This window comes from Amycolatopsis sp. NPDC049252, from assembly GCF_043197175.1.
Taxonomy (GTDB): Bacteria; Actinomycetota; Actinomycetes; order Mycobacteriales; family Pseudonocardiaceae; genus Amycolatopsis.
Genome location: NZ_JBICSQ010000004.1, coordinates 19,377 through 40,101, shown reverse-complemented (window position 1 = coordinate 40,101; position 20,725 = coordinate 19,377). Strand labels below are relative to the sequence as shown.

General features: G+C 70.7%; 20 protein-coding genes. 7 read left to right on the top strand and 13 right to left on the bottom strand.

Features of this window, described 5'->3' with window-relative positions:
- Positions 1 to 23: 23 nt before the first annotated feature.
- From ACGFMK_RS07840 to dusB, 10 genes are all read right to left on the bottom strand, one after another.
- Positions 24 to 857, bottom strand: a complete 834-nt coding sequence (locus tag ACGFMK_RS07840; RefSeq protein ID WP_392759459.1) for an alpha/beta fold hydrolase — start codon at positions 855 to 857, stop codon at positions 24 to 26.
- 247 nt (positions 858 to 1,104) lie between these two features.
- Entirely contained in the window at positions 1,105 to 1,248 is a 144-nt protein-coding gene (locus ACGFMK_RS07835; protein ID WP_392759458.1) for a hypothetical protein, read from the bottom strand.
- Positions 1,249 to 1,278: 30 nt separating this feature from the next.
- Positions 1,279 to 1,806, bottom strand: a complete 528-nt coding sequence (locus ACGFMK_RS07830; protein ID WP_392759456.1) for a cysteine hydrolase family protein — start codon at positions 1,804 to 1,806, stop codon at positions 1,279 to 1,281.
- The gene (locus ACGFMK_RS07825) at positions 1,803 to 3,239 is read right to left on the bottom strand and encodes a purine-cytosine permease family protein (protein WP_392759454.1); all 1,437 of its coding nucleotides are present in this window, start codon (positions 3,237 to 3,239) and stop codon (positions 1,803 to 1,805) included. Before ACGFMK_RS07825 ends, ACGFMK_RS07830 begins: the two co-directional genes overlap by 4 nt.
- Positions 3,236 to 4,114, bottom strand: coding sequence for a PfkB family carbohydrate kinase (locus ACGFMK_RS07820; RefSeq protein WP_392759453.1), 879 nt, complete (start codon positions 4,112 to 4,114; stop codon positions 3,236 to 3,238). Before ACGFMK_RS07820 ends, ACGFMK_RS07825 begins: the two co-directional genes overlap by 4 nt.
- Positions 4,111 to 5,112, bottom strand: a complete 1,002-nt coding sequence (locus ACGFMK_RS07815; RefSeq protein WP_392759451.1) for an ADP-ribosylglycohydrolase family protein — start codon at positions 5,110 to 5,112, stop codon at positions 4,111 to 4,113. Before ACGFMK_RS07815 ends, ACGFMK_RS07820 begins: the two co-directional genes overlap by 4 nt.
- On the bottom strand, positions 5,109 to 5,801 hold the full coding sequence (locus ACGFMK_RS07810; protein ID WP_392759449.1) for a GntR family transcriptional regulator: 693 nt from the start codon (positions 5,799 to 5,801) through the stop codon (positions 5,109 to 5,111). The genes ACGFMK_RS07815 and ACGFMK_RS07810 overlap by 4 nt, the downstream gene beginning before the upstream one ends.
- A 32-nt stretch (positions 5,802 to 5,833) precedes the next feature.
- Positions 5,834 to 6,493: a VC0807 family protein gene (locus ACGFMK_RS07805; RefSeq protein ID WP_392759448.1), complete on the bottom strand. Its 660-nt coding sequence runs from the start codon at positions 6,491 to 6,493 to the stop codon at positions 5,834 to 5,836.
- Between the two features lie 94 nt (positions 6,494 to 6,587).
- On the bottom strand, positions 6,588 to 7,559 hold the full coding sequence (locus ACGFMK_RS07800; RefSeq protein WP_392759447.1) for a hypothetical protein: 972 nt from the start codon (positions 7,557 to 7,559) through the stop codon (positions 6,588 to 6,590).
- Between the two features lie 433 nt (positions 7,560 to 7,992).
- Positions 7,993 to 9,138: a tRNA dihydrouridine synthase DusB gene (gene dusB, locus ACGFMK_RS07795; RefSeq protein WP_392759445.1), complete on the bottom strand. Its 1,146-nt coding sequence runs from the start codon at positions 9,136 to 9,138 to the stop codon at positions 7,993 to 7,995.
- Between the two features lie 85 nt (positions 9,139 to 9,223).
- Here dusB and ACGFMK_RS07790 point away from each other — a divergent pair, with 85 nt between their 5' ends.
- From ACGFMK_RS07790 to ACGFMK_RS07770, 5 genes are all read left to right on the top strand, one after another.
- Positions 9,224 to 10,066: an SAM-dependent methyltransferase gene (locus ACGFMK_RS07790; protein WP_392759444.1), complete on the top strand. Its 843-nt coding sequence runs from the start codon at positions 9,224 to 9,226 to the stop codon at positions 10,064 to 10,066.
- A 242-nt stretch (positions 10,067 to 10,308) separates the two neighbouring features.
- The gene (locus tag ACGFMK_RS07785; protein ID WP_392759442.1) at positions 10,309 to 11,274 is read left to right on the top strand and encodes a Gfo/Idh/MocA family protein; all 966 of its coding nucleotides are present in this window, start codon (positions 10,309 to 10,311) and stop codon (positions 11,272 to 11,274) included.
- Positions 11,275 to 11,334: 60 nt separating this feature from the next.
- On the top strand, positions 11,335 to 13,257 hold the full coding sequence (locus ACGFMK_RS07780) for a DUF2339 domain-containing protein (protein WP_392759440.1): 1,923 nt from the start codon (positions 11,335 to 11,337) through the stop codon (positions 13,255 to 13,257).
- 70 nt (positions 13,258 to 13,327) lie between these two features.
- The gene (locus ACGFMK_RS07775) at positions 13,328 to 13,717 is read left to right on the top strand and encodes a TIGR03667 family PPOX class F420-dependent oxidoreductase (RefSeq protein ID WP_392759438.1); all 390 of its coding nucleotides are present in this window, start codon (positions 13,328 to 13,330) and stop codon (positions 13,715 to 13,717) included.
- 113 nt (positions 13,718 to 13,830) lie between these two features.
- On the top strand, positions 13,831 to 14,349 hold the full coding sequence (locus ACGFMK_RS07770; protein ID WP_392759436.1) for a DUF6328 family protein: 519 nt from the start codon (positions 13,831 to 13,833) through the stop codon (positions 14,347 to 14,349).
- Here ACGFMK_RS07770 and ACGFMK_RS07765 read toward each other — a convergent pair.
- Positions 14,325 to 14,717, bottom strand: coding sequence for a VOC family protein (locus tag ACGFMK_RS07765; protein WP_392759435.1), 393 nt, complete (start codon positions 14,715 to 14,717; stop codon positions 14,325 to 14,327). The genes ACGFMK_RS07770 and ACGFMK_RS07765 overlap by 25 nt on opposite strands.
- 123 nt (positions 14,718 to 14,840) lie before the next feature.
- Between ACGFMK_RS07765 and helR the strand changes: the two genes are divergently transcribed.
- Positions 14,841 to 17,045 (top strand): RNA polymerase recycling motor ATPase HelR, encoded by a 2,205-nt coding sequence (helR, locus tag ACGFMK_RS07760; protein ID WP_392759434.1) that lies wholly within the window; start codon positions 14,841 to 14,843, stop codon positions 17,043 to 17,045.
- A 45-nt stretch (positions 17,046 to 17,090) separates the two neighbouring features.
- Here helR and ACGFMK_RS07755 read toward each other — a convergent pair whose 3' ends face one another.
- Positions 17,091 to 17,567 carry an Lrp/AsnC family transcriptional regulator gene (locus tag ACGFMK_RS07755; RefSeq protein ID WP_323324640.1) on the bottom strand — a complete coding sequence of 159 codons (477 nt, stop codon included), beginning with the start codon at positions 17,565 to 17,567 and terminating at the stop codon, positions 17,091 to 17,093.
- A 267-nt stretch (positions 17,568 to 17,834) separates the two neighbouring features.
- Between ACGFMK_RS07755 and ACGFMK_RS07750 the strand changes: the two genes are divergently transcribed.
- A complete protein-coding gene (locus ACGFMK_RS07750) occupies positions 17,835 to 19,391 on the top strand; it encodes an APC family permease (RefSeq protein ID WP_392759432.1) in 1,557 nt (518 codons plus the stop codon).
- On the opposite strand, the gene lysA is transcribed toward ACGFMK_RS07750, so the two are convergent.
- Complete coding sequence (gene lysA / locus ACGFMK_RS07745) at positions 19,369 to 20,712, bottom strand: diaminopimelate decarboxylase (protein WP_392759430.1); 1,344 nt, start codon at positions 20,710 to 20,712, stop codon at positions 19,369 to 19,371. The two genes, ACGFMK_RS07750 and lysA, sit on opposite strands and share 23 nt — an antisense overlap.
- Positions 20,713 to 20,725 lie beyond the last annotated feature (13 nt).

The window sequence follows — 20,725 nt, the reverse complement described above, 5'->3', positions numbered from 1 at the left end:
GCGCACGGCAGGGTGATCGGCCGTTACCGCGCGTTGAGGTGCTCGACGAGCAGCGTCGTCACGGCCTCCGGTGCCTCCTCGGGCGCCCAGTGGGTGACGTCTTCGAGCATCTCGAAGCGGTAGGGCCCGGTGACCCAGTTGCCCGTGTCGAGCGCGGCGGTCGAGCCGAACGAGACGTCCTCGGTGCTCCAGACGTACAGCGTCGGCAGGTCGATCTTGCCGATCTTCCCGCCGGGCCGGCCGGCGCGGTACCAGTTGAGCGCGGCGGTGAGCGCGCCCGGCTCGGACAGGCGCTGGATGTACTCGTCGACCTTGCTCGGCGAAACCCGCCGCTCGAACATGTCCCGCAGCGCCCGCCCGTCGTTCTCCAGCATCCGCCGCTCGGTGACGCGCGTCTGCCGCCACTCCGTCATGTACTGCGTCCGGAGGTACTGGTCCTCGTCGTTCTTCATGGCCGCCGAGAGCGCGGCAGGATGCGGCGTCGACACGACGGCGAGGCTGCGCAACCGTTCGGGATGGGCATCGGCGGTCCACCAGGCGACGGCGCCACCCCAGTCGTGCCCCACGAGGTCGAACTGCTTCCACCCGAGCTGGTCGGCGATGGCGACGACGTCCCCGACAAGGTGATCGATCCGGTAGTCGGCGGCGGGTTCGGGCCGCACCCCGGGCGAGTACCCCCGCTGATCGGGCGCGACGGCCCGGAAGCCGAGCACCCCGAGCGTGGCGACTTGGTGCTCCCACTCGACGGCGGCTTCGGGAAACCCGTGCAACAGCATGACCGGCCGCCCGTCTTCGGGCCCGGCGGCAATCCCGTCGAAGGAACCGGCTTCGGTGGTGACGCTGATGTGGTCGATCACGGAGTCGAATCTACTGGCCGCGGGGGAACGCCAGGCCAACGGCTTGCCACCGTCGCCGGCTCGACCGTGCTCCCGGTCCCGGCAACTCCGTACCGACCGGCCGGATCTTTTCGCTCACCAAGACCTGGATCCCGGCGTGTCCGGCGAGTGGGCCCAAGGCCGGCTCGCCCGTTCCGAACACCGTCAGAACCTGAAGGCCTTCGAGACCGGCGAGCGGTGTCAGATCTACTTCGCGTAACCGCAGCTGTTACGGGGTGCCGAATGCCGGACAGCGGGCGGCGATCGGCGCCAGATCGACAGAGGGACAGGCGTTCAGCCGCAGGTATCGCAGGTCGGTCGCCCAGCTCTGGAGCAGGGTCAGGTCCGGGAAGCCCTGGAAGCTCAGGGACACGCCGACGCTTCGAGGCTCACCGGATCGAGCCTAGCCGAGCACCTCCGCCGTCGTGGCCACCTTCACCAGGGGGGCGTACAGGCGCAGGATGTCCAGCGTCTTCGCGTGGCTCTCGTCGTCGACCCCGGCGCACGCGTCTTCCACCACCGTGACCGCCACGCCCGCGTCGGCCGCGGCCAACGCCGTCGACAGCACGCAGCAGTCCGTTGACACCCCCGCCAGTACCAGCGGGGCCTCGCCCACCCGGGCGGCCATCTCCGGTGTCCACTTGCCGAAGGTGGTCGTGTCCACTGTGGACATTGGCTGAAAGTCGGAGATTACTTGGTACAACTGTGATTCCGGCGGTTGCAGCGCGAACGGCCACCGCGCGTAGTACTGCTTCCAGGCGCCCTCCGGCCGGGCGGGCGCGATGAACCGCGTGAACACCACGTTGTCGCCGAACGCTTTCACCAGGCGCTGGATCGGGGGCACCACCTCGGCGAAGCGCGGCGTGAACCACTCGCTCGCCGGGTCGCCGAAGACGTTCTGCAGGTCGATGACCGCCAGTACCGGCTTCACACCGCCTCCTGGGCGCGGATCCGCCGGTTCGTCGCCAGTGTCACCACGAACCCGAGCGCCAGCGCCACCAGCACGCCGAGGTTCGCGAACGCCCACGAGCCGTCGCGGCCGCCGAGGCCGAGCGGCTCCAGCAGATAACCCTGCCAGTTCAGCCAGCCCGCGGACGTGTTCGTCACCAGGCCCCAGCCGAGGGCCGTCGCCACCAGGATCAGCGCGATCGGGCCGACCCGGACGTCGCCGTAGCGACCCGCCCGGTCGAACAGCTCCTGCTCGGCGTAGTCCCGGCGGCGCAGCAGGACGTCCGCCAGCATCACGCCGCACCAGGCCGCGACCGGGACGCCCAGCGTGACCAGGAAACCCTGGAACTGCCCGAGGAACCCGTCGCTGAAGAAGACGATGTAGATCGTGCCGAGCACCATCAGCACGCCGTCGACGAGCGCCGCGATCGGCCGGGGGATCCGGAGCCCGGCCGAGAGCAGCGCCAGCCCGGACGAGTAGATGTCCAGCACCGCGCCGCCGACCAGGCCCAGCACCGCGACGATCGCGAACGGCACCAGGAACCACAGCGGCAGCAACGTCGTCAGCGCGCCGATCGGGTCGAGGCCGATCGCCTTGCTCAGCTCCTCCGACGACCCGGCGAGCAGCAACCCGAACACCAGCAGCACCAGCGGGGCGACCGACGCGCCGAACGTCGTCCAGCCGATCACCCCGCGCCCGGAGGCCGAGCGTGGCAGGTAGCGCGAGTAGTCCGCGGCCGCGTTGACCCAGCCGAGGCCGAACCCGGTCATCAGGAACACCAGCGCGCCCACCCACTGCTGCGCCGAGCCGGACGGCAGGGCGCTGACCGCGTCCCAGTGGATGTCGCCCACGACGAGGATCACGTAGACGACCGTGAGCACGCCGGTGATCCAGGTGATCCACGTCTGCAGCTTCATGATCGCGTCGAAGCCGAGCACGCCCGCCCCGACGATCAGCGCCGCGACCACGATCAGCGCGATCACCTTCGCCGTCGTCCCGTCACCCCAGCCGAGCCGCTGGACCACGGTCCCCGTGGCGAGCGTCGCCAGCGCCGTGAGCACGGTTTCCCAGCCCACGGTGAGGATCCACGAGATCGCCGACGGCAGCCGGTTGCCGCGGACGCCGAAGGCCGCGCGCGAGAGCAGCATCGTCGGCGCGGACCCGCGTTTGCCCGCGATGGCGACGAACCCGCACAGCAGGAACGAGAACAGGATCCCGACCACGCCGGCGACCAGCGCCTGCCAGAACGAGATGCCGAACGCGAGGGTGAACGAGCCGTAGCTCAGCCCGAGCACCGAGACGTTCGCGCCGAACCACGGCCAGAACAGCCCGCGCGGGCTGCCGCGGCGCTCGGCGTCGTCGATCACGTCGAGGCCGTTGGTCTCCACCTTGAGCTTGCGTTCGGTCGCGGTCATGGCCCGTCCCTGGTCAGTAGGCGGTCGATCGCCGCCCGGTCCGGCGCGGTCGCCGGGCCAAGGCGGGTCACCGAAAGCGCCGCCGCCGCGTTGGCGCGCCGAGCGGCGTCGAGGAGGGTGCGGCCGCGCAGCAGCTCCGCGGCCAGTACGCCGCAGTGCGTGTCGCCCGCGCCGTTCGTGTCGACGGCGTCGACCGAGAAGCCCGGTACGTCGGTCGTCCGGCCGGCTTCGAGGACCCGGCAGCCCTTCGCGCCGTCGCGGACGACGGCAACCGGCGGCAGCTCGCCGAGCACGTCGGCTTCGCGCGCGTTGCAGCTCAAGATGTCTACAGTGGACAGTATTTCGTGTAGGCCTCCAGGGTCGATTTCGGCCACGAGCGGGCCGGGGTCGAACAGGATCCTCGAGCCGGGCAGGCGGGGTAGCCACTCGAGGAGAGCCGTGCGATTGGTCTCGTGCAACAGACTGTATCCGGTCACGTACACAACGTCGTCATACTTTGGGACGACTTGATCGAGCAGCTCGGCGCGCAGCCGTCCTTCGGCGCCCGTCCCGGTCGCGAAGGTGCGTTCGCCGGTCGAATCGACCAGCGTGACGACCACGCCGGTGTCGAGGTCCGGCGTCGGTTCGTGAGCCACGTCGATGCCTTCGCGGGACAGGGCTTCGCGTGCGAGGTCGCCGAAAGAACCAGTGCCGTGGCTGCCCGCGTACAGCACGCCGGCCCCGGACCGCGCGGCCGCGGCCATCACGTTGAAACCGCCGCCCGGCAACAGGTTCGTCGAAGACGCCATGACGTCCCCGCCCGGCGGCGGCAGCGCGGGCACCGTCATGACCAGGTCGATCACGACCTGCCCGGTGTGCACCAGCCGCCCGGTCACCGCGAACGCCGTCTCAGCTTGAGAAGTTCGTCCACCAGCGGGCCGAGGTCGAGGTGGTTCACCCGGAGCACGGTCTCGGCGAGGTCCGCCGGGATGGCGCCGACACCCTGCGCGGCGCCGAGCATCGCGCCGCAGATCGCGGCGACCGTGTCGGTGTCGCCGCCGAGGCCCGCGGCCAGGCGCAGCGCCGCCGCCGGGTCGTCGCCCATGGCCTCGGCCAGCGCGAAGGCGGCCACGACGGACTCCTGTGACGCGACCGACGTCCCGATCACCGTGCCGACCGCGTCGGCGACATCGTCGTGGGCCATGCCCCGCACCCAGCCGCGCGCCCAGCCGATCCGGGCGGCGATTTCGCCGCCGGCCGCCCAGTACCCGCGTTCCCCGCCGACGACGGCCGCGCGCTCACCCGCGTCGAGTGCTTCGGTCAGGCTCGCGCCGTCGACCCCGGCGGAGACGACGGCCGCGACCGCCGCCGCGGCGGCGATGCCGAGGCTGGTGTTGTGGGTGACGCGCGCGGTCGCGACCACGGCGTCGACCAGGGCGTGCAGGTCCTCCGAGGGTGTCGCGATGCCGACCGGGGTGACCCGCATGGCGGCGCCGTTGGTCGTCCCGGTGCGCCCGGCCTCATCGGCCGGGACGCCGTCCTGGAGACGGGAGAGCGCGCGTTTCGTCGACGGGCCGAGCAGGTCCGCGGAGCCGCGGCGGACCATGTCCGCCTCCCAGATCAGCAGGGCGTCGGCGAAGACGAGCGGGTCGACGGTGCCGCGGCCGTCGATGAGCAGCCGGGCCAGCAGGATGGCCTGCTCGGTGTCGTCGGTGACCGAGCCGGCGGGCATGGACGGCGCGATCGGCTGCTCCGCGACGGCGGTGAGCAGCCCGGTGACCGGCCCGTAGGCGGCGGCGATGGCGGCGCGGGACATGGACTGCGTCGGCATCCCGAGCGCGTCACCGACGGCGAGCCCGGTGAACGCGCCGAGCGCCCGGTCCCGCGCGTTCACCGGTGTCCGAAGGTGAGGTGGAACTGGAAGCGGTCCGGGTCCAGGAGGCTGACGACGCGTTCGACGAGCTGGCCCTCGACGTCGACCGAGGTGCGCTCGGCGCGGAGGAAGAGCTCACCGATCGAGCGGCCGAGGAGCTCGGCGGCGCAGGCGTCGAGCCGTTCGGTGCTGATCCACTGGTCCCCGCCGACCGAGACCCGCCCGGCGGCTTCGAGCGTCTTGGTCAGGGAGTCGTCCCGCAGTCCCGTTTCGGGGAGTTCGGCGAGCGGCCCGATCGCGGGCACGGTCGCCGTCTCGAGGGAGATCCCGCGCCCGTGCTCCCGGCGCAGGCGTCGTACCGCGATGTAGTTGTGTTCGCCGAACTCTTCTTCGAGGGCCTCGTCTGCGACGGTCTGGATGCCGAGGAGTTCGGTGGTGACGGGCGCCCCGGCGTCGGCGAGCGCGCGGGCCCAGCCGAGCCGCTGGTCGAGCTGGACGCCGTCGAAGGTGACGAACGAGCCGACGCCGGCCTGGGTGGAGATGAGCTCGAGCTGCTGCAGTTCGGAGAGCGCGCTGCGCACGGTCCCGCGGCTGACCTGGTACTGGAGGGCGAGCTGGTTCTCGCCGGGCAGTCGGTCTCCGCGGGCGAGCCGCCCGGAGCGGATCAGGTCGCTGAGGTCGCCGACCAGCTGCTCCCGCTTGCTGTACATGTACACACCTGTACACCCCGGGTTTCCGCAGGTCAAGCGGTGACGAGCTCCCGGGTGTCCTTGGCGGCCTCGTTCGCGACCATCTCACCGGCCGTCTTCGACGCGGCCCCGGCGACGACCATGATCACGGCGAACGAGCCGATGAAGAGGACGGTGCTCAGCCAGACCATCGTTTCGACGGGCAGCGTGAACGCCCCGACGACGCGAGCGGCGCTTTCGAGCACAAAGCCGATCCCCCAGATGAAACTCGCGCGGCGCAGGACGCTGTCGAATCGGCGCCCGCCACTGAGCCGCTCCCAGGCGGCTTCGTGGTCGGCCTTGCCGTGGGTGAGGAACGGGCGCAGGGCCTTGGTCATGATCGGCTGCGCGGTGAACGCGGAGATCAGGATGACGAGCCCGGTGAAGCCACTCCCGATGGAGTCCTTGGCGATCATCATCCGCGCGTCCCCGGCGACGAAGGTCAGCAGCATGCCGACGACGTTGGTCACCAGCACGACCAGCGCGAGCCCGTTGATGGTGCGGTTCTTGGCGAACTGGAAGAGGGTCCTGGCCAGCGGGACGACGCCGCTGAGGGCGAGGGAGAGGAAGACGCTCACGCCGAGCGAGTGGAGGCCGTAGTAGACCCCGGTCGGCACGGCGATCTCGATGGCGAGGGTCCTGAGGAGCGCGGCGGGAGCGTTGTCGTTCGTCATGGGAAGAGCTTGTCGCGGTAGGGGGTGCGGCAGAGATGCTGTCCGCCACGACTTCGGGCTGACAGATGTCACGGGCCCGGAGGCTGCGGCGACATCACTCCGACCAGCGCAGCCCGTAGGTCAGCCCTTGCTTCAGAGCGTGGAAATCAACAGCCGCCTCGCCGATGCGATCGATCGTCACCGGAACGTCTTCGGAGTTGATCTCTTCTGCCGCTCGCGGGGGAACTCCGGTAACCGCCCATAGGTTGCCGGGTAGTCGGTCCGGCGCGAATTTGACGCGAGCGCTGAAAAAATTTGTCCTTCGGAGCGGGGTCAGAAAGTAGTACGGATGCATCAGTTCCGGTGAAAGCATCGTGTACTGGATGCAGTACTCGTAACGCTCCCCAAGTTGGAGTGGTTTTGCAAGTTCGACGGATAAGACCATGTGGCTCGGTGATACCTGCTTGCGGCCGAGGATTCTTCCACCGTAAATGAATTCAGCGTGGACGTGGTCTTTCTGGCTCGGTGTCCGACGTGGTGCGGTCGCTGGGAGTTGGATCTCCTCCAAGCCGTCCGTCATGGAGACGATTTGGCGCGTCTCGGTGAGGGTCGGTGACTCGAGGTCGAGCCGGAAGATCCCCCGTACCGATTCGGTGTGCCATTGCTCGGCGGTGTATCCGGCCGATGGGGAGTTCATTCTGGCGACGATCTCTTCGGCCATTGTTCTAAAGGCCAGGTCGACCCGCCTGCGGGCCGTTCGAGGCTCTCGGCCGAGAGCCTCGGCCAGCCAGCTCAGTCGCTGCTCAAGGGACTCCTCTGGGGCGTTCTCCTCCAGGCCGAGGGCGGTCAGCGCGGCGAGCTGAAGGTCGTCCGGCAATGTCGTCGTCAGGCTGGTGATGGCTTGGATCAGTTTTTCCCTGACCTGCCGGTCCGGCTCCGTGCTCTGAATTTCACAAAATTGCCGAAGAAGTCGGCCGGTTCGTTGTGCGATGTCTGTCGCGAAGATCCCTCGACCTCGGCGAAGTTCGTTCAGTTCGCGGACGATTTCGTTGAAATCGACGTTGACCTCTGGCTGCATGGCGTCCATGGTCATTCTTGGGAGTGGTTCTGTTTTTCGGAAGGCTGGTTGGTTACTCTTTGCCGAGATCTGAGGGGCCTGCCCAATGAAGTCCAGGGGCGGCACTTCGAGTATTCGCGGAGGAGTGCTACTCGATCTTTCGGCTCGCTCCCGCGAAGGACGATGACAAGGCCGAGCAGCCAAGTGGTCAGCAAGAGCGCAAGGGCCAAGACCGCCCAGGCTGAGAAGGCAACCTCGCGGAGCCATGTCGCGATCGCACCCATGAGGTGCCCTTTCGTCGAGGTCTGTCCGACCTGTCGCGCGGGATGTCGACCATGCGAGATGCGACTGTCGTCGATCGACGACAGGGCTCAGTGGGTCTCCATGACACCATGGTGTCCAACTTATGTCACTCTTGTCAAGACTTGGGCGGTCGGGCGTCAGGCCGGCGACCGTGCGCGACTCAGCCGCCCGAGTGCATGTCTTCCGCCTCCGGGACGCAGTCGTCGTCCGGGTCGTTGAGCCAGCCGTGCGGGAGGGTCACCTTGCCCGGCGATCCCTGACGTCCGCGCGGGCCGTCCGCGTTCTCCGGGAACGGGGCGTCGTGGTCCAGGCGGGTGATGAGGTCGTCCAGCTCCGGCAGGCTGGACACCATCGCGAAGCCGCGGCGGAGTTCGGAGCCGACCGGGAAGTTCATGAAGTACCAGGCCATGTGCTTGCGCAGGTCGCGCAGGGCCTTGGTCTCGCCGTCGTGCTGGATGAGCAGCTCGGCGTGGCGGCGCAGGACGCCGGCGACCTCGCCCAGGGTCGGCGGGGTCGGCAGCGGGCGGCCCGCGAACGCCGCCTCCAGCTCGCCGAACAGCCATGGCCGGCCCAGGCAGCCGCGGCCGACGACGACGCCGTCGCAGCCCGTTTCCGCGACCATGCGCAGGGCGTCGTCCGCGCAGAAGATGTCGCCGTTGCCCAGCACCGGGATGCTGGTGACGGCCTCCTTCAGCGCCGCGATCTTCGTCCAGTCGGCCTGGCCCGAGTAGCGCTGGGCCGCCGTGCGCGCGTGCAGGCTGACGGCCGCGGCGCCCTCGGCCTCCGCGATGCGGCCGGCATCCAGGTAGGTCAGGTGGTCGTCGTCGATGCCGACGCGGAACTTGACCGTGAACGGAACGCCTGCCTCGGCGGCCGCGGCGGCGGACTCGCGCACGATGTCGGCGAACAGCCTCCGCTTGAACGGCAGCGCCGCCCCGCCGCCCTTGCGCGTCACCTTCGCGACCGGGCAGCCGAAGTTGGAGTCGATGTGGTCGGCGAGCCCCTCGCCGACGATGATCTTCACGGCCTCGCGCATGGTCTTCGGGTCGACGCCGTAAAGCTGCATCGACCTGGGCTTTTCGTCAGCGCCGAAGGTCATCATGTGCATGGTCCCGGGGTGCCGTTCGACGACGGCCCGCGCGGTGATCATTTCGCAGACGTAGATCCCGGCGCCGTACTCCGCGCACAGCTGCCGGAAGGCGACGTTGGTGATCCCGGCCATGGGCGCGAGCACGACCGGCGGATCGACCTCGTACGGGCCGATCTTCAGGGCGGGCTTGCTCAGCAGGGCAGTCACGTCCTCCATTGTCACCTGTGGTGTCGATCACGTCGACCAGGGGCCGGAGTCGGCTCCCCGTGAACGGTTCCCGCGGACGCCACGTGTTCGGGGGGTGGAGGCGAGACGCAGGGACACGGCCGGTCCGAACGCGCCGGTCGGGGTGGATCCGAGGCGGGCCAGCATCGCGCGGATGTACGACTTCGTGCTCGGCGGCAAGGACCACTACCAGGTCGACCGGGACGAGCTGGTGCGGCTGCAGCGGGTGCTGCCCGAGGTCGCGGACCTGGCCCTCGAGAACCGCCGGTACCTGATCCGCGTCTGCCGCTTCCTCGCCGAACGCGCCGGCGTTGACCAGTACCTCGACTGCGGGTCGGGCCTGCCGACGACGGAGAACGTGCACCAGGTCGTCCAGCGCGTCGAGAAGCTGTCCAAGGTCGTCTACGTCGACAACGACCCCGTCGTCGTCGCGCACGGCCACGCTCTGCTGGAGGAGAACGACCGGACCCGGTTCATCAACGGCGACATCTTCGCGCCCGAGACGATCCTCGGCCACGACCTCGTGCGGGAGCACCTCGACTGGCGGCGGCCGATCGCCCTGCTGTTCGTGGCCACGCTGCACCACTACAAGGGTGACCGGCACCGCCCGGCCGAAATCATGCGCGAATACGTCGACGCGCTGCCTTCGGGTTCGTACGTCGCCATCTCGCACCTGTTCGACCCCGGCGAGGGCGGCGACCACGACACGGTGACCGCCTTCCAGCGGGCCGTCGCGAGCGGTTCCCTCGGCGGCGCCACCGCGCGCACCGAGCCGGAGATCGAGGAACTGCTGCCCGGCCTGGAGATCGTCGACCCCGGGATCGTGCTGCTCGCGAACTGGTGGCCGGACGGCCCGAGCCTCAAGCCGCTCAACTCCGCACAGCGGCTCATCGCCGGGGTCGTCGCCCGCAAGCCCTGACGGCGGTTACTCCGCGAGCATCGGCGCGTGCCGATAATCCGCGTCTTGGCCGCGCCGATCGCCTGGGCGAGCGCGACCAGTGTGCGCTCCAGTCCGCCATCGCCGCGAGATCCGGTCGCTCCGTCATGCGTCCGCAGCACGCCGTGCGGCCTTCGGACCGGTGCGGAACTGTCCGGTTTGGACCGCGTCGTCGCGCTCCTCGGCCGTTCGCCGAAGTGGCCGGAGCGCCTAGAGTCGGTGGCATGACGACCACACCCCTGCGCTGGGGAATCATGGGCACCGGCGGGATCGCCGCGGCCTTCGCGGACGACCTGAAGCTGACCGACTCCGGTGTCGTCGCCGCGGTCGGGTCGCGGACCGCCGTGAGCGCGGACGCCTTCGCCGACCGGTTCGGCGTCGAAACCCGGCACAGCAGCTACGAAGCGCTCGCCAACGACCCTGACATCGATGTCGTCTACGTCGCGACACCGCACCCGATGCACCACGGCAACGCCCGGCTCGCGCTCGAGGCGGGGAAGGCCGTGCTCGTCGAAAAGCCGTTCACGATGAACGCCGAGGAAGCGCGCGACCTCGTCGCGCTGGCGCGGGAGCGCGGGCTCTTCCTGATGGAGGCGATGTGGACGCGCTTCCTGCCGCACATCCGGCACGTGCGGGAACTGCTGCCGCAGCTCGGCGACGTCGTCACGGTCACCGCCGACCACGGGCAGTGGTTCGCCGAGGACCCGGCCTTCCGCCTGTTCGCCCCGGAGCTGGGTGGCGGCGCCCTGCTGGACCTGGGGATCTACCCGGTTTCGTTCGCGTCGATGGTGCTCGGCACGCCCGAACGCGTCGTCAGCATGGCCGCGCCCGCGTTCACCGGCGTCGACGCGCAGACGTCGATGCTGTTCGGCTACGCCGGCGGCGCGCAGGCCGTGCTGAGCTGCACGTTGCGCGCGGTTTCCCCGACGACGGCGACGATCGTCGGCACGGACGCGCGGATCGAGATCGAAGGCCCGTTCTACGCGCCCGCGTCGTTCACGCTCATCCCACGCGAGGGCGACCGAAGCCGCTTCGAGTACGTCGACGAGGGCCGCGGCCTGCGCCACCAGGCCGACGAGGTGGCGCTGCGGCTGGCCGCCGGCGAGCTCGAGAGCCCGCACATGCCGCTCGACGAAACCGTCTCGATCATGGGGACGATGGACGAGGTGGTGGCCGCGACCAGGACGTGACCCCGGATTGAGTAGTGCTACGGATCCGCAGGTGGGCGCCGGTGCGTGACCCTGTCCGGTATGACCACCGAAGCGAATGTGCTCCTCCGGCTCGCCGGCGAGATCGACGACCTGGGGCGTCGGCTCGCACTGGTGGGTTCCGAACTGCGGACCGCCGAGGGCGAGGGGCGGCCGAAGCAGGCTGAAGCGCTGAAGCAAGCCGAGGCGCCGAAGCAAGCCGTTGCGGCGCAGCAGACCGCGGCGCAGCAGGCGCCGCCGCACCAGTCCATCCCGCCTCAGCCGCAGGCCCAGCAGCCGCCGCACGCCGCGCCGCAGCAGGCCGTGCCGCCTCAGCCGCAGGGCCAGCACCCGCAGATGCCGCCGCCGTGGCCGCCGCGGTACCAGTGGCAGCAGCCCCAACCCCAGCCCCAGCAGCAGTACTTCCCGCCGCAGCCGCCGTACCAGCCCGTTCCGCGTCAGACGCTGGGCGAGAAGCTCGGCAAGGAGGGTGCGGGCAGCCGCGTGCTGGCCTGGGTCGGCGGTGGCGTGACGCTGCTGGGCGTCGTCCTGCTGCTGGTCCTGGCCGTGCAGCGGGGCTGGCTCGGTCCGCTGCCGCGGGTGCTCGTCGGCGCCGCGTTCGGGCTGGCGCTGACCGGCACCGGCCTGTGGCTGCACCGCAAGCCCGCCGGTCGCACCGGGGCGTTCGCGCTGGCGGCCACCGGCATCGCGACGCTCTACCTGGACGTCGTCGCGGCGACGTCGCTGTACGAGTACCTGCCGGTGCTCGCTGGGCTCGCGATCGGGCTGGCCGTCACCGTCGGCGGGCTGCTCGTGGCCGTGCGCTGGGAGTCGGCGCTGCTGGCGTCGGCCGTCGTCGTCGGGTGTGTCGTGTGCGCGCCGATGATCACCGGGGGCTTCACTCCGGAACTGGTCACCTTCCTGCTGATGGTCCAGCTCGCGACGACGCCGGTGCAGCTGCGCCGCGACTGGTCCTCGCTGACGCTGGCCGCCGGCGTCCCGCCGCTGTTCGCGTCCGTGATCGCCACCGTCGTCGAGGGCGCCGGTGGCAGCTGGGCGAACACCGCCGCGGCCACCGGCACCTCCGTCGTCGGCGTCGCGCTCGCGCTGATCGTCTTGCGCCGCCGGGAGAACGACCCCGCCGCGCTGTCCGTGCTGGCGACGGCGGTGGTGCCGACGTTGGTCGCCGCGCTGGTGCTGCCGAAGGTCCCGGCCGTGCCGGTCGCGGCCGGGGCCGGTGTCCTCCTGCTCGCGGTGTGGGCCGCACGCCGCTTCTGGTCCGGGCTCACCGGCCAGCTCGCCGGGATCGCCGGGCTGCTGGCGATCCTGCAGGCGACGGTCACCCAGTTCGACGGCCCGGCCCGCGCCGGGGTGCTGCTGGGTGAGGCGCTGCTGCTGGTCGTGGCCGCGCTCGGCGGGCGCACCCGGCTCGCGCTCGGCGCCGCGCTGGCCTTCGCCGCCCTCGGCGGCCTGATCGGCGTGTTCTTCGACGTCACGCCCGTGCTGCTGATCGTCCCCCGGCCGCACTCGGGCGCCGAACTGGCCGGCGCGCTCGCGGTGTCCGTGCTGATCCTCGCCGTTGCGCTCGCGCTGCCCTGGGCGGCGGCGCGGCTGGCGGTCTTCAAGGGACCGGCGGACGACCTGCCCGTGTGGCTGCCGGCCGGGGTCGCCGCGCTGTACGGCGCCGGCGGGGTCGTGCTGAGCGGGTCGATGCTGGCGGTCCCCGGCCGCACCGGCTTCCTGCTCGGCCACGCGCTGATCACGGTGTCCTGGACGGTCGCCGCGCTCGTCCTGCTGCTGCGCGGGATCGACCTCGTGGCGCTGCGCGTGATCGGGCTGGTGCTGGTCGGCGCCGCGGTGCTGAAGCTGGTGCTGTTCGACCTTTCGGCCCTGGACGGCCTGGCCCGGGTCGGCGCGTTCCTCGGCGCGGGGCTGGTGCTGCTGGCGGCCGGGTCGCGGTACGCGCGGCGCGTCGCCTCACGCTGACCGGGAAGAAATTGTCGGTGCCTCGTGGTTACGTGGATCACAACGACGACCCACAGGGGGTAACGCGGACATGGCACCGAAACTCGCCGACCGAGCCGGGGAACCGATCGGCTGGCTGACCACCGTGACACCGAAGGGGCGGCCCGCGCCACGGCCGGTCTGGTTCGTCCTCGACGGTGACGACATCCTCGTGTTCAGCCAGCCGGGCACCGCGAAACTGCGGCACATCGAGGCCAACCCCGAGGTCACGCTGAACCTGAACAGCGACGACGACGGCGGCTCGGTCCTCGTCGTCAACGGCAGGGCGCGGATCGAGGAGGGCAAGGCCTCGGAAGCACCCGGGTACCTCGACAAGTACGGCTCCCGCTACGAGGGCATCGGCTACGCGACGCCGGAGGCGTTCGATGCCGCGTACTCCGTCCGCATCCGCGTGGTGCCCGAGCGCACCTGGGGGTTCTAGCAGGAGACGTCCAGGGCGCCGGCGCGGCAGAGATCCACTGTGGACCGGGCGGGACGAACGAGGGTGGCGTTTCTCGGAGGGTGGATGCCCTCGGCGCCGCGTATCGTCTTCCCGTGCCCGAACACACCGGTGAAACCCGCAACCAGCAGCTGACGCGCAACGTCGGCGAACTGCTGCAGGAGCTGCGGGTGGCGCAGGCCGGCGTGCAAATCCTCTTCGGCTTCCTGCTGTCGGTCGTGTTCACCGACCGGTTCCACAACGCCAGCGGTTTCGAGAAGTCGTTGCACCTGACCGCGGTGATGCTCTCGGTCGCGGCGACGGCCTTGCTGACCGCGCCCGCGGCGTGGCACCGGCTGTTGTTCCGCACCGGCAGCCGTGAACGGATCCTGACCGTCGGCAACCGGTTCGTGCTGGTCGGGCTCGTCTGCCTGGCCTTGGCGATCACGTCGACCGTCGCGCTCATCGCGAAGGTCGTCTACGGCGAGCCCGCGATGATCGTCGTCGCGGTGCTCACGTTGCTGATCTTCGGCGTGCTCTGGTTCGTCATGCCGTTCCGGCTGCACCCGTTGGACGGCGACCCGCTGGACGGCGACCCGCTGGAAGACGCTCAGCCGACGGGACCGCCCAAGTAGAGCGTGTCCTCCTGGACGAAGCAGAGCGGGTTGCCGAACGGGTCGTCGGCGTAGAAGGAGCGTTCGCCCCAGAACTGTGTGGCGATGCCGTCGTCGATCCACCGCGGCCCGGCCGCCCGTACCTGCTCGAACGTCGCTTCGACGTCGTCGACCGCGAGGTAGACGATCCGCGGATCCTTGGCGGGCCGCGGTTCCCGGCGTTCGAGCGGTGCCTCGACGCAGGCGAGGACCACGCTGCCGCAGGTGAAGTAGTGCCGGTTGAGGGCGATCCGCTCACCGGCGTCGCCGAGGACGCGGCCGTAGAACGCCACCGCCGTCTCGATGTCCTCGACGGGCTGGATCAACCGGAACACCCGTGGACCGCTCATGCGTGGAGACAGTACCGGATGGCGCACTTGACAGCGGGTGGACAATAAAAAATCGACGTGCTCTCCGAAAACAATGGGAGAACTCGCCGAATGTGTCGTCAGTCTAACCGCTGTGAGGGGAACTTGTCAAATCAGGGGTACGACGAGGAATTGCGGTCCGAGCGCGCGTACACGGCCGAGCTGTACGCGCGTCTCGACCGTGAACGCAAGCAGGCGGCGGGCCGCTTTCGCGCCGCACTGGGGGAAACCGGCATGGCTCTGGTGGATCGGGACGCCGACGTGCGTGTCCGGGCGCGCGAGACGGCCCGGCTGGGCGTCGTCGACAATGGGCTCTGCTTCGGCAGGCTGGACGCCCTTTCCGGCGAACGGAGTTACATCGGCCGGATCGGGATATTCGACGACGAAAACGACTACGAACCGCTTCTGCTGGATTGGCGGGCGCCCGCGTCGCGCGCGTTCTACGTCGCCACCGCGGCGACCCCGGAAAACATGCGGCGGCGACGTCAGTTCCACACGATGGGCCGCCGGGTCGTCGACTTCACCGACGAGGTGTTCGGCCGGCCCGGCGACCACGAGCGCGGTGACGCGGCCCTGCTGGCGGCCGTCAACGCGCCGCGCGGCGAAGGCATGCGCGACATCGTCGCGACCATCCAGGCCGAGCAGGACGAGATCATCCGGCTCGGCCACGCGGGGGTGCTGGTCGTCGAGGGCGGGCCGGGCACCGGCAAGACCGCCGTCGCGCTGCACCGGGTGGCCTACCTGCTCTACACCCAGCGTGAGCGGATGTCGCGCAGCGGTGTGCTGGTGGTCGGGCCGAGCCCGGTGTTCCTGGACCACATCGGCCGCCTGCTGCCGTCGCTCGGCGAGTCGGACGTCGTCTTCACGACGACCGGCGGGCTCGTGCCGGGCCTGCGCGTCACGGCCGAGGACCGGCCGGAGGTCGCGAAGCTCAAGGGCTCGCTGAAGATCCTCGCCGTCCTCGCGGCGGCGGTCGCCGACCGGCAGAAGGTGCCCGACGAGCCGGTGCCGATCGAGCCGGCCGACGTCACGGTGGCGCTCGACGAAGACGTCGCCGACGAGGCCAGGGTCGAGGCGCGGCGGACGGAGCTGCCGCACAACGAGGCCCGCCAGGTGTTCCGCGAGGTCGTCGTCCGGCTCCTCGCCGAGCGGGCCGTGGCGGTGATCGGCGAGGGCTGGCTGAGCCGGGAGGACCAGGGCGCGTGGGCCAACCTCCGCGCCGACGTCCGCGAAGAGCTGTCGGAGCACGAAGAGCTCACGGCCGCGCTCGACGCGTTGTGGCCGCCGCTGACGCCCGAGACGCTGCTGGCGCCGCTGTACATGTCGCCGCGACGGCTCGAGGCGGCCGGGGCCGACCCGTCGTTGTTCCGCGTGGACGGCGCGGCCTGGACGGTGTCGGACGTGCCGCTGCTCGACGAGCTGGCCGACCTGCTCGGCCGGGACGACGCCGCCGAACGCGCCGCCGCGAGACAGCGGGCGGAGGAGGACGCCGAGTACGCCGGCGGCGTCATGGACCTCCTGAAGCTGGACCGCGAGGAACTGGACGAAGACGTCCAGCTGGTCGCCACCGACCTGCTCTACGCCGAGGACCTGGCCGACCGGTTCGCCGAGCGCGACACCCGCGACCTCGCCGAGCGCGCGGTCGAGGACCGCGACTGGACGTACGGGCACGTCGTCGTCGACGAAGCCCAGGAACTGTCCGAAATGGACTGGCGGGTGCTGATGCGACGGTGCCCGAGCCGGTCGTTCACGATCGTCGGCGACCTCGCGCAGCGGCGGTCGGCGGCCGGGGCCACGGCGTGGGCGCCCGCGCTCGCGCCGTACGTCCGTGACCGCTGGCAGTACCGCGAGCTGACCGTGAACTACCGGACCCCGGCGGAGATCATGACCGTCGCCGGCGCGCTGCTCGCCGAGTTCGCCCCGGACGCGCGGGTGCCGGAATCCGTGCGGGCGTGCGGGATCCGGCCGTGGTCCAGACAGGTTGCGGACGGCGACTTGCAGGCCGCCATCGACGAATTCGAGCGCGACGAAGCCGGCCGTGCAGGCACCAGCGTCGTGATCGGCCCGGCGGGCGTGCCGGGCGCGATCCCGCCGTCGGCGACCAAGGGCCTGGAGTTCGACGCCGTTCTCGTCGTGGAACCCGAGCGGATCCTGGCCGAGGGCCCGCGCGGCGCCGCGGAGCTGTACGTCGCGCTCACGCGCGCCACGCAGCGCCTCGGGGTGCTCCACCGGGAGACGCTGCCGCCGGCGCTGAGCGGGCTCGCCGAAGCCGGGGTGCCGGTCTCCGCGGGCCACCGCCGCTTCCTGTAGCCGGTCAGGGTGGCGGGCGGGGTCCCGGCCCGTCACCCCGGCCCGCTACGCGGTCAGCCGGCCCCAGGCGTAGTTCTGCTTGGCCAGCTTCAGGTACACGAACAACTCGGTGCCGGAGACACCCGGGATCTTCCGGATCTCCTCACCCAGCACTTCGAGCATGTGGTCGTCGTCCCGGCAGACGAGTTCGGCCAGCAGGTCGTAGCGTCCGGCGCAGAGCACGACGTAGTGCACGTTCGGCAGTTCGGACAACTTCTCCGCCACCGCACGGGGATCCGCGCCGTCGACGCTGATCCCGACCATCGCCTGCCGCGTCAGATCGACGTTGGCTGGATCGGTCACCGCGACGATCTGCATCAGGTCGTCGCGCAGCAGCCGCTGCACCCGCTGGCGGACGGCACCCTCCGAAAGGCCGACCGCTTTGGCGAGAGCGGTGAACGAGGCCCGGCCGTCCTGCTGGAGCAGAGCGATCAACGATCTGTCCGTATTGTCCAGTCCTCGCGCACGTGATTCGTCACCCATGCCGTCCCTCCCTGTGTTTCGGCATGTGATTTGTCAAGTGCGCAGCGTATCGAGACCTGACCAGAAAGCGAGAGTCCCGGAGCAGCTTCACGTGATCCGGCGTGCACGTCGCGATCGGCCGAGGAATCGGTGGCCCCGGAGGAAAATCACAAGCCAATCCGAGGCTCGTTTGTGCGCCCGCGCACAGCCGGGGGCGCTCGCGGGCCGCCGCCGGGTACCGTCTGGCGGCTCGTCGTCACCGAACCGGAACGCCAGGAGGACCAACACATGTCGGAGGCCGTGGCCCTCGGCGGCCGCCCCGCGCCCGCCGTCACGGAGAAAGGACTGCGCAGCGGCGCGCTGGGCATGGTTTCGTCGATGGTCATCGGGATGTCGTCGACGGCCCCGGCGTACTCGATCGCGGCGACGCTCGGGCTGATCGTGCTCGCCGGTACCGGTTTCAAGGCGGCCGCGTTCGTCCTGCTCTCGTTCGTCCCGGTGCTGTTCGTCGCGTTCGCGTTCCGGGAGCTGAACAGCGCGGAACCCGACTGTGGCACCAACTTCACGTGGGCGACCCGCGCGTTCGGCGCCCACGCGGGGTGGTTCACCGGCTGGGTCGTCACGGTCGCCCAGCTGCTGGTGATGAGCAGCCAGTCCGCGCTCACCGGCCGGTACACGCTGCTGCTGTTCGGCGCGTCCGACGTCGCGGAGAACCGGTGGGTGACCACGGCGATCGGCGCGGCCTGGCTGCTCGCGTTGTGCTGGCTGTGCCATCGCGGCATCGAGGTGTCCGCGCGGGCGCAGTGGATCCTGCTCGGTGTCGAGCTGGCGGTGCTGGTGCTGTTCTCGGTCGTTGCGCTGGTCCGCGTTTTCGACGGCACGGCGGGACCGCAGGCTTCGGTGCCGCGGCTCGACTGGCTGTGGCCCGGCGGGGTCGGTGTCGGCACCGCGGTCTCGGCGGTGCTGCTGGCCGTCTTCATCTACTGGGGCTGGGAAAGCTCGCTCTCGGTCAACGAGGAGTCGGCCGATCCGCGCCACGCGCCGGGCCGCGCGGCGGTGCTCTCGACGGTGTTGCTGGTGCTGAACTACCTGCTCGTCACGGTCGCGGCGCTCGCCTTCGCGGGCGTCGGCCCGGACGGCGTCGGGCTGGGCAACGAAGCGAACTCCGACGACGTCCTGGCCGGGCTGGGTGGCGCCGTGTTCGGGGACGGGACCACCGGGAAGGTGCTGGGCGTGCTGCTGATCGTCTCGGTGCTGACCAGCGGCGCGGCGACCAGCCAGGCGACGATCATGCCCGCCGCGCGCACGACGTTGTCGATGGCCAGCCACGGCGCGCTGCCGCGGGTCTTCGGCCGCGTGCACCCCCGGTTCCGGACGCCGTCGGTGGCCACCTGGGCGTTCGGGCTCGTGTCGCTGGCGGTGTACGTGCTGCTCGCGCTGGTGAGCGACAACGTGCTCTCGGACAGCGTCGACGCCGTCGGGCTGACCATCGCCATCGAGTACACGATGACCGCCCTCGCGTGTGTCTGGGTGTTCCGCCGGACGCTCTTCGCGAGCGTGCGGAACTTCGTGCTGCGCGGGCTGTTGCCGTTCGTCGGCGGGGTGTTCTTCCTGGCCGTGCTGGTGCTCGCGCTGATCGAGTACGCACAGCCGGACGCGGGCGAGACGACGGTGTTCGGCGTCGGCGGGGTCGCGGTGATCGGCGTGGTGTCGATCGTGCTGGGGGTGCCGCTGATGTTCGCGGTGCACCGGGCGTGCCGCGAGTTCTTCGCCGGCCGCCGCCTGCCGCGCGGTCTGGTGCCGCGCGGCGGCGACGTGATCGTTACCCGAGATCCCGCCGGCTGAGGTCCTCCTCGGTCTCGCGGCGCACCAAGAGCGTCGCGACGCCGTCCCGGACGCCGACCAGCGGCGGGCGGCCGACCTGGTTGTAGTTCGAGGCCAGCGAGTGGTGGTACGCGCCGGTGCACGGCACGGCCAGCAGGTCACCGGCGTGCAGGTCACCGGGCAGGAGGATGCCGTCGGCGAGGACGTCACCGGATTCGCAGTGCCGGCCGACGACGGTCATCGGGGTGCGCTTCTCCTTCGAGTGCCGTCCGACCAGGCGGGTCGTGTAGCGCGCGCCGTAGAGGGACGGGCGTGCGTTGTCGCTCATCCCGCCGTCGACCGCGACGAACGTGCGGCTGCCGCGCTTGACCGCGCACACGCGGTAGACCGTGATCCCGGCCGGCCCGACGATCGCCCGGCCCGGCTCGATCGTCAAGCGCGGCAACGGAAAGCCGTGCGCCGCGCACTCGTACCCGAGCGCCACGCGCAGGCGTCGCGAGTAGCCGCCCAGGTCGAACGCGGGCTCACCGCCGACGTACGGCACCGCGTGCCCGCCGCCGAGGTCGAGCTCCCGCAGCGTCACGCCGTGGATGTCGCGGATCCGGACGAGCAGCTCGGCCATCCGCCGCGCGGCCGCCTCGTACCGGTCGACGCGGGTGACTTGCGAGCCGATGTGGCAGTGCAGGCCGGCGAGCCGCAGCCCGGGCTGGGCGAGGACGGCTTTCACGGCGGCGTCGACGTTGTCCGGGACGCCGTCGAGCAGGGAGAAACCGAACTTCTGGCCCTCGGTGCCGGTGCTGATCGCCGCGTGCGCGCCGGCCGCGACCCCCGGCGTCACGCGGATCATCACCTGCTGCGCGCCGTGGGCGAGCGCGCCGAGCTGCTCGATCTCGTCGAGCGAGTCGACGACGATCCGCCGGACGCCGTACTCGAGCGCGGCCTTCAGGTCTTCGGGCGTTTTCGCGTTGCCGTGCAGCAGCATCCGTTCCGCCGGAAAGCCGATCGCGCGGGCGACCGCGATCTCGCCCGCGGAGCACGTGTCGAGCGACAAGCCCTCTTCGGCCACCCAGCGCAGCACGGACCGCGTGCACAGCGCCTTGCTGGCGTACGCGACTTCGACGTCCGGCAGCGCCCGCCGGTACTCGCGTGCGGTGTCGCGGACCTGCTGCTCGTCGATGAGGTACGCCGGCGTCCCGAAGCGGGCGGCGAGGTGGCTGACCTTCGCGCCGGCGAGGAGCAGCTCGCCGTCTTCGCCGAGTCGGGTGCTGCGCGGCCAGACTCCTGGCTCGAGGTGGTCGGCGGCTTCACAGCCGAGGCTGGGAAGAAGCTCGCTGAGCGTCACGGGTGCCTCCGGG

Coding starts and splice junctions, on each gene's coding strand:
- dusB (WP_392759445.1), bottom strand. CDS start 9,138: ATGGAGGACGTGACTGCCCTGCTGAGCAAGCCCGCCCTGAAGATCGGC.
- ACGFMK_RS07765 (WP_392759435.1), bottom strand. CDS start 14,717: ATGAGCGGTCCACGGGTGTTCCGGTTGATCCAGCCCGTCGAGGACATC.
- ACGFMK_RS07785 (WP_392759442.1), top strand. CDS start 10,309: ATGACGACCACACCCCTGCGCTGGGGAATCATGGGCACCGGCGGGATC.
- ACGFMK_RS07800 (WP_392759447.1), bottom strand. CDS start 7,559: ATGGACGCCATGCAGCCAGAGGTCAACGTCGATTTCAACGAAATCGTC.
- ACGFMK_RS07755 (WP_323324640.1), bottom strand. CDS start 17,567: ATGGGTGACGAATCACGTGCGCGAGGACTGGACAATACGGACAGATCG.
- ACGFMK_RS07805 (WP_392759448.1), bottom strand. CDS start 6,493: ATGACGAACGACAACGCTCCCGCCGCGCTCCTCAGGACCCTCGCCATC.
- ACGFMK_RS07810 (WP_392759449.1), bottom strand. CDS start 5,801: ATGTACAGCAAGCGGGAGCAGCTGGTCGGCGACCTCAGCGACCTGATC.
- ACGFMK_RS07825 (WP_392759454.1), bottom strand. CDS start 3,239: ATGACCGCGACCGAACGCAAGCTCAAGGTGGAGACCAACGGCCTCGAC.
- ACGFMK_RS07750 (WP_392759432.1), top strand. CDS start 17,835: ATGTCGGAGGCCGTGGCCCTCGGCGGCCGCCCCGCGCCCGCCGTCACG.
- ACGFMK_RS07780 (WP_392759440.1), top strand. CDS start 11,335: ATGACCACCGAAGCGAATGTGCTCCTCCGGCTCGCCGGCGAGATCGAC.
- ACGFMK_RS07775 (WP_392759438.1), top strand. CDS start 13,328: ATGGCACCGAAACTCGCCGACCGAGCCGGGGAACCGATCGGCTGGCTG.